Below are 14,230 nucleotides of genomic sequence, written 5' to 3'. Positions count from 1 at the left end.
GCCTCGTCGTGGAGAAGATCGTGACCGTGCTGTGGAAGCCGGACGGGATGAGCAAGCAGGAGTTCGCCGACGTGTTGTTGCACGACGCTGCTCCGGAGATGGTCGGGCTCGGCGCCCGCAAACTGAAGGTCTGTGTCGAGGACGACCATGTCGACGGCGACGCATTGCGGATGAACGCGGCACCGCCGCCGAAGTCGGGGATCGTGTCGTACTGGGTCGAGTGCAGCGAGGACCGCGGGCCCATCGAGGCGGTGCTGTCGCCGCGCGTGGCGAGCTTGGCGTCGTTCCTGGTGGTCGAGTCACGGCCGATCGTCAACACCGAGTCCGTCGCTGCGCTCGGGGAGCGGACGCCGGGGATGGTGCAGGTCACGGGCATCGTGCGCAAGGAGGGACTCGATTACGACGAGTTCATCCGGATCTGGCAGGAGGAGCAACGCCCCTGCGCCATCGAGACGCAATCGACCTTCCAGTACGTCCGCAACGAGATCGTCCGCCCCCTGTCGGGCTCGGCTCCGCCGTGGGCGGCGATCGTGGAGGAGTCGTTCCCCATCGAGGCGATGAGCGATCCCTACGTGTTCTTCGACGCCGTCGGCGACGACGAGAAGTTCTCCTCCAACATCGGGCGGATGGTCGACACCGTCGCGAAGATGCTCGAGATGGATCAGACCGACGTGACCATCACGAGCGAATACGTCTTCGAGCGCTGACGTCGGGGGCGGTGCGGAGCCTCGACGGCTTCCACGCGGCAGTGCATCGAAGCGACTGACGCGTCGAGGTACTGCTACCCGGCTACGGCCGGACCGAACTCGATCTCGGCGGTCGCCGCGGTGCTCGCGGTGCGGCCGGGGGCGCTCTGGAAACCCCAGTCGAGGTTGGTGTGGGTGATGACCTGGTCGGGTGGTGGTGCGCCGTACTCGGTGAGGTCCTCCGTGGTGTGTGCATCGCTCACGAGGGTGACGTCGTAGCCCCGGGTGAATGCGCCGTGCAGCGTGGAACGGACACAGGCATCGGTCTGCGCGCCGGCGACGACCAGATGACCGATGGCGTGGTCGGCGAGCACGGTCTCCAGGGTTGTCGATTCGAAGGAGTCGCCGTAGCTCTTGTGGACGAGGGGCTCGTTCTCCATGCGCACCAGCTCCGGCACGTACTGCCAGCCGTCGCTGTCGGGCACCAGTCCTTCGTCGTGATGCTGGATCCACACCACGACGATGCCCTCTCGACGGGCACGATCGACCAGGGTCGCGATGTTCGCCACCACGGCGTCTCGGTTCGGCGAGTCGCGAACGACATCGTTCTGCATGTCGATCACGAGCAGGCCGGTGGACGGGCGATCGGTCAGTGTGGTCACGGGCGTCTCCTCCGGTTCCGGGGTGTTCGCTATCCGGCGAAGTTCGCGGCGATGCGCTGCGCGAGATAGTCGGCCGCGGTGATCGGGGCATGGGTGCCGCTCGGACTCTCGATGAGCGTGTCGCAGTCGGCCTGGGCGAAGTAGGCGATCGAGTAGCGGGGCTCGACATGGTCGCCGTCGATCTCGTCGGGGCGTGGCATGCGGACACGATGGAGGGTCGAGGGAAGCTGATCGTCGCTCCACCGCATGAGCATGTCGCCGATGTTGCAGGTGATGGTGCCGGCAGTGGGCTCGACGTCGGTCCAGCCGAGCGGCGCGTCGGAGTCTCTCGCGGCGGCGTCGCTTCCGGGGCAGACCTGGAGGCCCCGTTGCCCATCGCGCTGATGGAGCAGCGTGAGGCAGTCGTAGTCGGTGTGGGCGCCCGCCCGCCACTCGCCCGGCTGCAGGTCGACAGCCTCGAGCGGCAGGTAGTGGAGGATGCGCAGGGTCGACTGGTACTCCGGTGAGGTGCGATCGTGGCGCTCGGTGAAGAAGGCGTCGGGAAGGCCGAGCTTGCGGGCGAACGACGACAGGATGCGCATCGCCAGTGCGTGGTTGGCCGCCTCGAACGACTCGAGGATGCGCCGGAATCCGGCGATCTCGACATCGGTGGGCCAGAGGTCGTAGGTGTCCATCCGTGAGATCGTGACCTGGAACGTCTCCTTGTGGTCGTAGGTGCCCGTCGAGGGGCGCTTCTGCGACTTGAACTCCCACCCGCTGTTCGTTCGCGGTGGCATCGCCCTGCGTTGTTTGACCTCGGCGGGCAGGTCGAAGAACTGTTCGGTGATCGAGAAGGCGGCGTCGATGTCGGCTTGGGCGATGCCGTGCCCGGTCACCTGGAAGAACCCGGTGTCGGACGCGGCACGCCAGATGGCGTCGTCGAGCTCGGCCCGGGTCATCGTCGGGTCGGACATGTCGATGACACGGATGTCGCGCTCGACGTCGACCCCCAAGCCGCCGAACGTGCGTTCCTTGGCGAGTTCGGTCTCGACCGAGCCGGTCGGAGGAGTGGTCATGAGGCACCGACAATAGTCATGCTCTGTGGCGCGCGTGGGTGGTAGGACGTGTCGATGGAGCAGCGGCCCCACCCCGGCGACATCGATCACCACATCATGCGCGACCTCGGCTTCAGCGTGGGTCTCGTCGGCGAGGAGATGCACGGATCGGCCCGCGTGGTGCCCGAGATGTGGGTCCCGGGTTCCGAGGCGGTGCGCATGGGAATCCTCGCGGCCTGGGTCGACATGGTCGCGGGACACCTCGCCATCGATCTGTTCACGCCGAGTGTGCCGGTCACCCTCGATCTCGATGTCCACCTCCACCACCAGGCCGTCGGCGTCGGAGTGGTCCGGATGGTCGGCCGAACCCAGAAGGCCGGTCGGTCGGTCGCGGTGCTCAGTGTCGACATCGAGGCCGACGGTTCGGCGATCGGGTTCGCTCACGCGACGTTCATGGCGGCCCCGAATCCATCGTTGAAGATGCCGACGGTGGTGAGCGACGAGGGTCTGCTCGAACCGCACCCCGCGCGGCTTACGGTGCCCTTCGCCGAGCGGGCCGGGTGCGAACCGCGGCGTCCGGGCGTGGTGGAGATCCCCATGCGCCCCGACGGGCTCAACGCGGCCGGCACGCTCAACGGTGGCCTCCTCGCACTCGCGGTCGAGGAGGCCGCGCTGTCCGGCGGCGACGGCCGACCGCTCGAGTCGATGACGATGCGGTTCGTGTCGCCGGTACGCACGGGCCCTGCGGTCGCGGTGGCAGAGGTGCGCGACGGTCTCGGCAACGTCGTGGTCCGAGACGAGGGCCGCGACGACCGGCTGGCGGTCATCGCCACGACTCGGGCGCGCTGACGGGCACCGTCGGGCGGTGGTCGCATCGGGGCCGTTCCATACGCCAGACTGAACGCCTACCGAGGAGTAGCCCGATGAGCGACGCGACCGACGAGAAGGCGACCTACCTGAACGCCGACTTCCGGACCCCCGAGATGGAGATGGCCGAGCTCGGCGCCGGCGTGCCCGCCGCGGCCGACATGGAGCTCGACGACATCAACCCTGCGAATCCCCACCTCTTCAAGGAGGATCGCTGGCAGGACCATTTCGCCCGCTTGCGGGCCGAGGATCCGGTGCACTTCAACGAGCTGGAGACCTCGGGTCGCTATTGGTCGGTCACGAAGTACGACGACGTGCGGGCGGTCGACGGCGATTGGCAGACCTTCTCGTCGGCCCGTGGCATGACCCTCGGCCTTCGCCCCAGCCCCGAGGTCGATGCTCAGCTGGCGCGGCTGCAGTCGTTCATCTCGATGGATCCCCCGAAGCACACCGAACAGCGAAAGACCGTCCGGGCCGTGTCGGCGCCGAGCAATCTGAAGAACCTCGAACCGGTGATCCGGGAACGCACGATCAATGTGCTGGAGTCGTTGCCCGAGGGCGAGACGTTCGACTGGGTCGAGACCGTTTCCATCGAACTCACGACGCTGCTGCTGGCATCGCTGTTCGACTTCCCGCTCGAGGACCGGCGCAAGCTCACTCGCTGGTCCGACATCGTCTTCGCCATTCCCGAACCCGGTGGCATCGTCGAGTCGCAGCAGCAGAAGGTCGAGGAGCTGATGGAGTGCGTCGGCTACTTCGAGGGGCTCTGGGCCGAGCGTCGCGAGAACCCCGGCTTCGATCTGGTCTCGATGTTGGCGAACGGAGAGGCAACCAAGGACATGCCGACGCTGGCCCACCTCGGCAACCTGCTGTTGCTGATCGTGGGCGGCAACGACACGACCCGCAACACCATGACGGGCAGTGTCTACGGCCTCAACACCTTCCCGGAGCAGTACGACAAGCTCATGGCCGACCCCGGGCTCGTTCCGAGAATGGTCCCCGAGATCATTCGGTGGCAGACGCCGCTTTCCTACATGCGCCGAACCGCGACGAAGGACTGCGAGATCCGCGACAAGAAGGTGCTCGCCGGCGATCAGGTGCTGATGTGGTACGTGTCGGCCAACCGTGACGAGGACGTCTTCGACAGCCCCGACGCGATCGACATCGAGCGCCACAACGCCGATCGCCAACTCTCGTTCGGCTACGGCATCCACTACTGCATGGGCAGCCGTCTGGCCGAGCTCCAGCTGAGGGTGCTGTGGGAGGAGATTCTCCAGCGGTTCGCGCGCATCGAGATCCAGGGCGAGCCCGAGCGGACCTTCTCCTCGTTCGTGCACGGCTACACGAACCTCCCCGTCACCGTCACCCGCCGCTGAGCAACGCGGCCGCCCGGCCACCCGGCCCGCTCAAGTCGGGTTGCTGGGCGCCGATGAGGATCTCGATGAATGGGATCCGGCGCTCGTCGCTTCTGCTGGGGATGCTCGCGCTTCCGCTTGCGGTCTTGGTCGTTCTCCGCGCGAACCGCGGGCTCGATCCTCGTTGGTTCTCGGCGTACGGCCATCTGTTCGTGGTTTCGACCATCGCCGCCTGCGCGCTCGGAGTCGCCGCCGTATCGACGTTCATCGGGATCCGACTGGCGAAGCACGGCGTCGTGTGGTTGGCAGCGGGATGCGTTGTGGTGGGCGTGGCCATGGTCGGGCACGGTCTGACAACACCCGGGGTGTGGGGACGCCAAGACTTCAACCTCTGGGTCGGTCGCTTTCCCTACATCGCGATGGCGGCGCTGGCGGTGAGCCTGGTCGGTGCAAGTACGTCACCACGGTGGGCGGTCAACCGCCTCCTGGCATCCCGACCGAAATCGGCCCTTGCCGCGGTGACCGTTCCCCTGGCCGCTCTGGTTGTGGTGACCGCCGCGGATCCTCGCCTCGTGTGGGGGGACCGCAGCGTGCCGGGCGAGGAAGTCATCCTCGATGTGGTGGCAATCGGGTGTGTGGTTCTCCTCATACCCGTGATCGGGGTGCACTGGCGACGCTGGCTCCTGGGCAAGGACGAGGTGCAACTGGCGCTCGTGTTCGCGGCGGCGATGTGCATTGCCGCCCTGACTGCGTTCGAACACGGTGTCTTCGCACATCTGTCGTGGTGGGACTATCACGCATATCTGTTGGCCGGATTCGGCTGCACGGCCTACGCCCTGTGGACGAGAGGACGGCGGGCGCGAGCGGTCACGGACATCTTGGCCAGCACGTTCGAGCACGACCCGTTCGAGGTCATCGTCGCCGGCTATCCGGAGGCGCTCCAGTCGATGGTGCGAGCGGTCGAACTCAAGGACGCCTACACCCATGGTCACAGTGCGCGAACCGCCGAACTCGCGGTGGAGCTCGGTCAGCGGATGCGGCTCGGAGCCGATCGGCTCCGGGTGATCGCTCGGGGCGCGTACCTCCACGATCTCGGCAAGATCGGGATCCCCGACGAGATTCTCAACAAGCCGGGCCGCCTCACCGTCGACGAGCGCGCCGTCATCGAGACCCACCCTCGTCTCGGCTACGAGATGGCCTCGGTGGTCAAGTCGCTGAACGAAGTCCTGCCGGTCATCCTCCACCACCACGAACGGCTCGACGGCGCCGGGTATCCCGATGGTCTCTCCGGCACGGACATCCCGCTCGAGGCTCGCGTCGTCGCTGTCGCAGACGTCTGGGATGCCTTGACGTCGCGGCGGGCGTACCGCGATCCGATGAGCCAAGAAGAGGCACTCGCCCACGTGGTGGCCAGTCGCGGGTCCCACCTGGATACGGCCGTGGTCGACGTCCTCGTCGATCACCTTCGCGACCATGGCGTCACGGTCTCCGGCGGAGGCGAGGCCGACGCCGACGCCGCGTGGACCGCCGCCCAGACGTGCCACGAGATCGACCGCGAGCCGCAGCCGGCCTAGTTCCCCACGGACTGGAACAGCTCAGGGGTGAACGAGTCCGACCCGTACGGCGTCGCGGCCGGGGATGCGGCGTTGCAGCATCTGCAGCGCCTCGTCGAGCTGATCGAGCGTGTAGGTCTCGCCCACCAGCGCGGCGGTCGGGAAGGTCCCGCTGTTGAGCACCTCGCCGGCCCGATCCATGGTCGCCGGGGTCGAGCCCGAACCGCCGACCAGCCGGAGCGACTTGAACACGATGTGGTCGCTGACGATCTCGACCGGGCGTTCGTCCTTCAGCCCGGCGAGCAGGACCCGTCCCCCGAAGTTCGCCATCTCGATCGCATCGGACACGGGTTTGGTGGCCAGCGCGGTCAGTTCCATCACCGCGCTCGGCCCGCCGCGGGTCAGGTCGCGTAGGTGACCGACCAGATCGTCGTGCTCGTCGACGTTGACGACCTCGTGGGCGCCGACCGCGGTCGCGGCCTCGAGCCGTAGGGCATCGTTCGATGTGCCGGTGACGATGATCTGCCGCACGCCGATCTGGCTGGCGGCATACGCCGCCGCGATGAGGCCCATGTGTCCGGGGCCCTGGATCACGAGGCGGTCGCGTTCGTGGAGGCCGAGCGATTCGGCCCAGTTGACGATGCTCGCGAGTGGCTCGAAGAGGCTGAGTTCGGCGGCCGGCACGTCGTCGGTGAGTGGCACGAGGTGGGTGCCGGGAAGCACGCCCATGTACTCGCCGTAGCCGCCCCACAAACCGTGGTCGAGGTCGGGGCCCATCGTGTAGCCGTAGATGTCGAGGCCGCTGCCCGTTCGCCCGCCCATGACCACGAGGTCGACGCCGACCCGTTGACCGACCTCGACACCGAGCGCCGCGTCGGGGGCGAGCGCGTGGACCCGCCCCACGATCTCGTGGCCCGGCACCACCGGGCACACCTCGCCGGGGACGTGCTTGTGGCCGTGCAGCTGCGACACGTCACTGGCGCAGAGCCCGACCGCCTCGACCTTCAGCACGGCCCCGCCCGGAAGCGGATCGGGGATGGGGAAGCTCCGTGTCTCGTAGCTGCCGTCGCCGTTGAAAACGACGCCTCGACAGGTGGTCATGTCGGTTCTCCCGGGTGCAGCGGTCGGTTGCGTCCGGAACCTAGTCCGGGTCGGCCGCTAGCCTCGAAAGCGATGCCCCGCCCTGTCTTCGTCCACGAGACCATCGACATCGTCGGTCAGGGCCAGTACGACTACATGGAACACCTTTGGCAGGATCCGGTACTGCGGATGCCGGACATGACCTCGCTGCAGGGTTCGTTCTACGTGCTCGGTTTCGGCGGTGGCCGTTGGCCCCAGGTCGTCAACATCTGGGACTGCGGCGACGACGGCTGGCACGGGTGGGGCCGCAATCTCGACCGGCTCAACCTCAAGCGGCGGCGAGCGTTCTACGGCGACTGGTGGGACGAGGCCGCCGCGTGGCGAACCGGTGGCTTCGACCGGGTGTGCGCCGGCGTGCCGGGCTCGCCGGCGACGGCGGAGATCGCCGAACGGGGCATCACGGGAACGCTCTTCGTCAACGAGGTGCTCACCGTCCGGCCGGGATCCCAGCTCGAGTTCCTCGCCGCGGTCGTCGACGAGCGACGCCCGCTGCTGGCCGAGCACGGTGTGGATGCGACCGGGCTCTGGCAGGTCACCAACAACGCCCACGAGGTCGTGATGATCTGGGCCACGTCGGTCGAGGCGTGGGTGGCGCTGCAGGCCGCCCGCGACACGGCGCTCGGGCTCGACGACAGCGGTGTCGCCGACGAGCGTCTCGTCGCCTGGGACCGGATCTCGGCGGGCTACGTCACCGGGGGTGACACCCACGTCATGACGCCGCTGCCGGGCACCGTCTACGGTCCGCCCGGCTGGGACGAGGCGAGCCTCGAGGACTGGCTCGATCCGGACGTCTCGCCGACCGGCGAGTAGCCGACGACCCCGTCGGTCTCGTGCCCCCGTCGAGCGGCGCGAGCCGCGATCACGGTGTGATGGTCGACCGCGGTTATTGTCCACCTGCAAGCGCTTTCATCGAGGGGATCTGCGTGTCAGAGGGTTCGAACAGCTACGGGGCGGACTCCGTGTGGTGGGACGGGGCAGTCGGGTACGAGATCTACATTCGGTCATTCGCCGACAGCAACGGCGACGGCATCGGTGATCTTGCCGGGATCGAGGCACACCTCGATCACATCGCGTGGCTGGGTGCCGACATCGTCTGGATCACTCCGTTCATGCCCTCGCCCGGGTTCGACCACGGCTACGACATCAGCGACTATCGCAACGTCGACCCCACCCACGGCACGGTCGCCGATTTCGAGAGGGTCGTGGCCCGGGCCCACGAGCTGGGGCTGCGGGTTCTGGTCGATCTCGTGCCGAACCACACGAGTTCGTCGCACCCCTGGTTCGTCGATGCAGTCAGCGGCCCCGACAGTGCACATCGCGACCGGTATGTCTGGCGATCCGGCGCCTCGATGGCGGACTCCCCAACAACTGGGCCAGCTTATTTCGAGGGCCGGTGCGGTCGTGCTCGACGAGGCTTCCGGGCAGTACTACTGCCACCTCTTCCTTCCCGAGCAGCCCGATCTCACTGGGCCAATCCCGCAGTGGTGGAGGGCGTTCGACGACATCCTGCGCTTCTGGTGTGAACGAGGGGCCGACGGTTTCCGCATCGATGTCGCCCATTCCCTGCGCAAGGACCCGGCCCTGCGGGACAACCCCCAGCCGCATCCGGTCGCCCGACGCCGGACCCACGGCGATCTTCGAATCGTTCGATCACGATCACGATCTCGACCAGGCCTCCAACGGTGAGATCTTCCGTCGGTGGCGTGACGTCACCGCTTCCCTACGACGCGATGCTCGTGGGTGAGGTCAACGTCCGCTCGCCGGAACGCCTGCCCGCTGGCACCGCTATGGGCGCGCCCACACCGTCTTCTTCCTGAAGCCGGCCTGGGCCGACTGGCAGCCGGCGGCGCTCATCGCCATGCTGCGGGCGATGCACGATGCTGACCCCACCGGCGTGTCATGGACGATGAACAGCCACGACACCTCGCGAAGTGTGACCCGGTACGGCGGGGGAATATGGGCTGTCGCCGCTCACTTCCCAAGCCGTCACCACGCTCCAGTTCGCGCCGGCGGGTGCCGTTCCTCTACCAGGGTGAGGAACTCGGCCTCTCGGATGCCGCTCGGCGAGTGACTGCCGACCCGGATCTTCACCCGCAACGAGGGAAACGAAGTGGGTCGCGACGGGTCGCGCGGCGGTATGCCCTGGACAGACGGACCGAACAACGGCTTCACCACGGGCACGCCGTGGCTGCCGGCCGCGGAGCGGCCGCCCGAGGACTCGGTGGTGCACCAGCGAGAAACGGAGGGCTCGTCGCTGTACGCCTACCGTGAGTTGATCGCCGTGCGCCGTGCTCACCTCGATTCCATCGAGCCCCGCCGAATGGGCAGAAGTCGACCGCGACGACGCGGTGGTGGGGCGCCGAGGGAGCGTCACGGTCATCGCCAACCTCGGTGGCGAATCGTTGACCATCGATCTCGACCGATCCCATGACCTCGTCTTCTCCTCGTCACCGGGCGCCGTCGAGGTGGGGACCGGTGCGGTGACCGTGGGACCGGAGACCTCCGTCTACCTCGTGGCACCGTGAGTCCGTACCGCAGCCGACCCACGATCGAGGACGTGGCCGCCGCATCGAACGTCTCGGTCGCGACGGTCTCGCGGGCCCTGCAAGATCTGCCCAACGTTGCTCCCGCGACGCGCAAGTGCGGCAGGCGGCGGCCCTCGCGCTCGACTACGAAGTGGATCCGCACGCCTCCGGGCTCGCAACCGGCAAGACGATGACGATCGGTCTCGTCGCCCCGCTCTTCGGTCTCTGGTATGCGGATCAGGTCGTGGTCGGCGCAGAGAGCGTCTTCTCCCGGGAGGGCTACGACCTCCTGGTGACCTCGGTGCGAGATGTCGACGCGCTGGAGCTGTTCCTGGGGCGGGCGCGGTCGTTCGGACGTCGGATCGACGGCGCGCTCCTGATCGATCTCTACGCCGGCGGCGATCAGCTGGACCGACTTGCCGCCCTTGGGGTGCCCGCAGTGTCGGTTGGTGAGGATCTCGGTCGCTGGCCCTCGGTCAGCGTCGACAACCAGACGGCGGCAGCCGCGGCCACGCGTCATCTTCTCGATCTCGGACACACCCGCATCGGCCTGATCGGTGGTGTCCAGCACAACACGCTCGTCGCCGGTGCCCGAACGTCGACGGCAGGGCTGGGCTTCGGCGCTCGTCGAGGCCGGTCTTCCGGCCGATCCGGCGCTGGTCTTCAACGGCGGATTCGTGGTCGCCGGCGGCGCAGCGGGTCTGTCGAAGCTTCTCGAACTCGACGATCCCCCGACCGCGGTGTTCTGCACGACCGCGGTCTCGGTGCGCTCGACGAGGCCCGCCGGCGGGGGATGGACGTGCCGGGTGATCTCTGCATCGTCGGGTTCGACGACGACGACATCGCCGAGAGTGTCGGCCTGTCGACGATGCGGCAGCCGGTCGCGTTGCTCGGGGCGACCGCCGCGGAACTGCTCCTCCGGCTGATCGCCGGCGACGAGCCCGCGGAGCCGGCTGTCGACCTGCCGGTCGAGCTGATGGTGCGTGACCCAGTCGCGGACGCCCTCGCTGAACGACAGCGGCGCCGCATTCAGATACGCGGTCGTTGACTCATCGCCGACACACTGCCTAATGTCGTACGGAGCGTTGTAAGCGCTAAGACGCGGCAGTCGGCTGTGCGACCTACGGAATTCCTGGAGGAACAGCCATGCGTAGATCTCGATGGCTCAGTCCATCACCCTGCTCGCAGTCTTCGGACTGCTCGCGGCGGCCTGTGGCGATGACAGCGACGACGGCGGCGACGCTGGCGACAGCGGCGACAGCGGTAGCGGGCCGGTCTGCTGGCGCCGACGCCGGCGACATCATGGCGCTCGACCTGTCGGGTCAGACCGTCAACATCCTGACCCCGGAGACCGCCAGTGAAGCCGACGGCTTCCTCGCCAGCCTCCAGCCGCTCGTCGACGCCACCGGCGTCGAGATCAACTTCAACTCGACTCGTGACGCGACGACCGAGCTCAACCTCGAGGCCGGCGCGATCCGCCCGACGTCGTGGTCGTCCCGCAGCCCGGCCGCACCCAGGTGTTCTGCGAAGACGGCGACGCGATCGGTGTGCCAGCAGGCCTCGACCGCTCTGGCGGACGAGTACGACGCCAACTGGTTCGAGATCGCGCCGCCTCGACGGCACCGTTCGCGGCCTGCCCATCAAGGGCGACGTGAAGGGCCTCGTCTGGTACAACATCGAGGTCTTCGAGAACGGCGGCTACGAGATCCCCGAGACCTGGGACGCCTTCGATGCCCTCATCGACCAGATGATCGCCGACGGCATCGCCCCGCTGTGTGCGTCGCCATGGAATCGCAGGCCACCGGCTGGGTCTACACCGACTGGATGGAGAACGTCGTCCTGCGTCAGGCCGGTCCCGACGTCTACGACCAGTGGGTCGCCCACGAGATCCCGTTCAACGGCCTGGAGATCACCGCCGCCGCCGAGCTGATCGACGACATCTGGTTCCGTGACGGCGCCGTTCGGCGGCACCGACCAGATCTCGACCACCAACTTCCTTCCGTGATGCGGCGATCCTGCTGGTGAGCGGCGAGTGCGCGATGGTGCAGCAGGCCAGCTTCTACGGCGCTCCCATCACCGAGAACGGTGGCGTGGTCGGCGCCGAGGGCACCCACAACGCCTTCAAGCTGCCGCTCATCACCGACGAGTTCGGTAACGCGGTAGCTGACGGCCGGTACCCACGCCGTGGCTCTCTACACCGACACCCCGGCGTCGCACGCCGTCGTCGACAGCCTGCCACCGCCGAGGCCGCCAACGCCCGCATCGTCGCGCAGGGCAGCGGCTACCTGTCGGCCAACACCACGCACGACACCAGCCTCTACACCAACGAGCTCGAGAAGCCGTCGAACTCCTTCGTCGGGGCCGACGTGGCCCGCTACGACGGCGGCGACCGATGTGCCGGGCGAGATCGGTTCCGGCGCCCTTCTGGCGTGAGCGATCGACTACGTCTCGGGTGCGCAGACGCTCACCGAGATGCTCGACAACATCGAGGAAGACCGGGTCGCGCCGACAGCTGACCCGGTGGAGGAGTGGTGCCGCGGGTGCAGGCTCTGGTCCGCTACCCGCAGCACGGCCGAAGTAACAACGGTCGGGGACCGTGAGGGGATCGTGGAGCAGCTGCTACTCATGGTGGCCAGCGTCGTGGGCGGACCTGGCGGCCGGCCTGTTCATCGGCTACAACCTGCTCGTCGATCAGGCCTGACCCCCGCTGGTCGGTGCCCACGGTAACGAGCCCGTGGCGCCTTCGGCGTGATCGTCGGCGCCGTGCTGCAGCACAACGGATGGTTGCCCAGTGGCATCATCGGCATCGTCATCGGCGTCGTCGCCCTCACTGCGGCTGCCATTCCCACGCCGGCTGTTCGAGCCCGATCTGGCATCCAGGACTCGATGGAGGGCCGTCTACTCGGCCGGTTTCGTCGGTCCCGCCGTGCTGTTCGTCTTCTTCGGGCTCGTGGCGCCTCGATCCGCACGATCAATGTGTCGTTCCGCGAGGGCAAGCGGGGCGACGGTAGCTTCAGCCTCGACCAGTACGAGACCATCTTCACCGATGACGATCTCTGGAACGCGTCGAGGGGTTCGGCAACATCTTCACCCAGCCGACTCTTCATCGTCGGCCTCTTCGCCATCGTCTTCGCCGTACTCGCCGCGGCGAGCACCCAGCGCTTCCACGGCACGTAGGCCCGCAACGCCACCGTCCTGATGCGCGCATCACCGGGGTCGCGCATCAAAGTGCTCGCGGTCGTCGGTTTCGTCGAGGGTGTGGTGCGCGAGCCCAACCGGTCGACGATCTACGACTGGCTCACCGTTCTGGTGTCGAGCCGGATCACGCTCAGCGTGATCGTCATCGTGGCCGCGCTCCTTCTCGTCGGGTTGGTCTACCTCCGCCTCCGTCCGTCGACCGCCGACGACCAGATGGCCGAACTCGACTGGAGTTCCCCCTCGTCGTCGCTCGTGATCGTCGTCGGCGTGATCCTGATGTTGTTCGCGGCGCTGTCGACGCTGCAGGCCCTCATCTGGAACAACCTCTGGTGGGTGGTCACGGTGGCGGGTCTGTCGACCGTGCTCGGCCTCCTCCTGGCCATGCTGGCCGATCGTTCGCCCACCGAGAAGTGGGCCAAGACCATGATCTTCATGCCCATGGCGATCTCGATGGTCGGTGCGGCCGTGATCTGGGACTACGTCTACACGGCCCGCCCCGGCGACGATCAGATCGGCCTCTTCAAGCCATCCTCCAGGGCCTCGGGTTCGAGCCCCGCGGCTTCTTCATCAACGCGTCGCTGATCCCCTGGAACAACATCTTCATCATGATCATCATGATCTGGATCCAGACCGGTTTCGGCCCTCGTCGTGCTGTTCAAGGCATCAAGGCGGTGCCCGACGATCTGCTCGAAGCGGCCCGGGTCGATGGCGCCAACGAGGTGCAGGCGTTCTGGCGGATCATCGTGCCCCAGATCACCTCGACGATCCTCGTGGTGCTCACCACCCTGATCATCATCGTCATGAAGGTCTTCGACCTCGTGAAGGCGACGACTAACGGCAACAACAACACCGACGTGTTGGCCAACGCCATGTTCAACCAGCTTCTAGACGCGAACTTCGCTCTCCAGTGTTCGCCGTGCTGATCTTCGTCCTCACCCTCCCGGTGATGATCTACAACATCCGTCGGACGCAACAGGAGATCTCCTGATGGCCACCACGACGCCGCCCGCCTGAGCACACCCGAGCACGAGGCGCTCGCCAAGCTGTCGCAGCCTGTCGGCGAACGGGTGAAGTTCACCCTCGGCGGCCTGCCGAGCTGGATCCTGTGGATGATCGTATCGTCTGGACGATCCCGACATTCGGCCTGTTCGTCTCGTCGTTCCGCAAGGTCGAGGCGATCAACACGAGCGGGTGGTGGACGGCGCTGAAC

16 protein-coding genes are annotated in these 14,230 nt (G+C 67.2%); 13 read left to right on the top strand and 3 right to left on the bottom strand.

Features of this window, described 5'->3' with window-relative positions:
• Positions 1 to 8: 8 nt before the first annotated feature.
• The gene (locus R2707_05420; GenBank protein MEZ5244519.1) at positions 9 to 707 is read left to right on the top strand and encodes an EthD domain-containing protein; all 699 of its coding nucleotides are present in this window, start codon (positions 9 to 11) and stop codon (positions 705 to 707) included.
• A 74-nt stretch (positions 708 to 781) separates the two neighbouring features.
• Here the strand turns inward: R2707_05420 and R2707_05415 are convergent, their stop codons facing one another.
• Positions 782 to 1,348 carry an isochorismatase family protein gene (locus tag R2707_05415; GenBank protein MEZ5244518.1) on the bottom strand — a complete coding sequence of 189 codons (567 nt, stop codon included), beginning with the start codon at positions 1,346 to 1,348 and terminating at the stop codon, positions 782 to 784.
• Between the two features lie 29 nt (positions 1,349 to 1,377).
• Positions 1,378 to 2,403 carry a 2-oxoglutarate and iron-dependent oxygenase domain-containing protein gene (locus R2707_05410; protein ID MEZ5244517.1) on the bottom strand — a complete coding sequence of 342 codons (1,026 nt, stop codon included), beginning with the start codon at positions 2,401 to 2,403 and terminating at the stop codon, positions 1,378 to 1,380.
• A gap of 54 nt (positions 2,404 to 2,457) precedes the next feature.
• Here R2707_05410 and R2707_05405 point away from each other — a divergent pair, with 54 nt between their 5' ends.
• From R2707_05405 to R2707_05395, 3 genes are all read left to right on the top strand, one after another.
• Positions 2,458 to 3,231 carry a hotdog domain-containing protein gene (locus tag R2707_05405; GenBank protein ID MEZ5244516.1) on the top strand — a complete coding sequence of 258 codons (774 nt, stop codon included), beginning with the start codon at positions 2,458 to 2,460 and terminating at the stop codon, positions 3,229 to 3,231.
• Positions 3,232 to 3,305: 74 nt separating this feature from the next.
• Positions 3,306 to 4,625, top strand: coding sequence for a cytochrome P450 (locus R2707_05400; GenBank protein ID MEZ5244515.1), 1,320 nt, complete (start codon positions 3,306 to 3,308; stop codon positions 4,623 to 4,625).
• Positions 4,626 to 4,690: 65 nt separating this feature from the next.
• Positions 4,691 to 6,178 carry an HD-GYP domain-containing protein gene (locus tag R2707_05395; GenBank protein ID MEZ5244514.1) on the top strand — a complete coding sequence of 496 codons (1,488 nt, stop codon included), beginning with the start codon at positions 4,691 to 4,693 and terminating at the stop codon, positions 6,176 to 6,178.
• A 21-nt stretch (positions 6,179 to 6,199) separates the two neighbouring features.
• Here R2707_05395 and R2707_05390 read toward each other — a convergent pair whose 3' ends face one another.
• Positions 6,200 to 7,258, bottom strand: coding sequence for a zinc-binding dehydrogenase (locus R2707_05390; protein ID MEZ5244513.1), 1,059 nt, complete (start codon positions 7,256 to 7,258; stop codon positions 6,200 to 6,202).
• Positions 7,259 to 7,330: 72 nt separating this feature from the next.
• Between R2707_05390 and R2707_05385 the strand changes: the two genes are divergently transcribed.
• From R2707_05385 to R2707_05345, 9 genes are all read left to right on the top strand, one after another.
• The gene (locus R2707_05385) at positions 7,331 to 8,107 is read left to right on the top strand and encodes a hypothetical protein (protein ID MEZ5244512.1); all 777 of its coding nucleotides are present in this window, start codon (positions 7,331 to 7,333) and stop codon (positions 8,105 to 8,107) included.
• A gap of 113 nt (positions 8,108 to 8,220) precedes the next feature.
• Positions 8,221 to 8,820 (top strand): alpha-amylase family glycosyl hydrolase, encoded by a 600-nt coding sequence (locus tag R2707_05380; protein ID MEZ5244511.1) that lies wholly within the window; start codon positions 8,221 to 8,223, stop codon positions 8,818 to 8,820.
• A 765-nt stretch (positions 8,821 to 9,585) separates the two neighbouring features.
• Positions 9,586 to 9,822 (top strand): hypothetical protein, encoded by a 237-nt coding sequence (locus R2707_05375; protein MEZ5244510.1) that lies wholly within the window; start codon positions 9,586 to 9,588, stop codon positions 9,820 to 9,822.
• A 115-nt stretch (positions 9,823 to 9,937) separates the two neighbouring features.
• Complete coding sequence (locus R2707_05370; protein MEZ5244509.1) at positions 9,938 to 10,870, top strand: LacI family DNA-binding transcriptional regulator; 933 nt, start codon at positions 9,938 to 9,940, stop codon at positions 10,868 to 10,870.
• 170 nt (positions 10,871 to 11,040) lie between these two features.
• Complete coding sequence (locus tag R2707_05365; protein ID MEZ5244508.1) at positions 11,041 to 11,847, top strand: hypothetical protein; 807 nt, start codon at positions 11,041 to 11,043, stop codon at positions 11,845 to 11,847.
• On the top strand, positions 11,844 to 12,338 hold the full coding sequence (locus R2707_05360) for a hypothetical protein (GenBank protein ID MEZ5244507.1): 495 nt from the start codon (positions 11,844 to 11,846) through the stop codon (positions 12,336 to 12,338). Before R2707_05365 ends, R2707_05360 begins: the two co-directional genes overlap by 4 nt.
• A gap of 247 nt (positions 12,339 to 12,585) precedes the next feature.
• A complete protein-coding gene (locus R2707_05355; protein MEZ5244506.1) occupies positions 12,586 to 12,999 on the top strand; it encodes a hypothetical protein in 414 nt (137 codons plus the stop codon).
• A gap of 21 nt (positions 13,000 to 13,020) precedes the next feature.
• Positions 13,021 to 13,602 carry a hypothetical protein gene (locus R2707_05350; GenBank protein ID MEZ5244505.1) on the top strand — a complete coding sequence of 194 codons (582 nt, stop codon included), beginning with the start codon at positions 13,021 to 13,023 and terminating at the stop codon, positions 13,600 to 13,602.
• A 23-nt stretch (positions 13,603 to 13,625) separates the two neighbouring features.
• Positions 13,626 to 13,943, top strand: coding sequence for an ABC transporter permease subunit (locus R2707_05345; GenBank protein MEZ5244504.1), 318 nt, complete (start codon positions 13,626 to 13,628; stop codon positions 13,941 to 13,943).
• Positions 13,944 to 14,230: the final 287 nt, after the last annotated feature.

It is taken from the genome of Acidimicrobiales bacterium, assembly GCA_041394245.1.
Classification (GTDB): Bacteria; Actinomycetota; Acidimicrobiia; order Acidimicrobiales; family Aldehydirespiratoraceae; genus JAJRXC01.
This window is presented reverse-complemented; position numbering and strand designations above follow the sequence as displayed.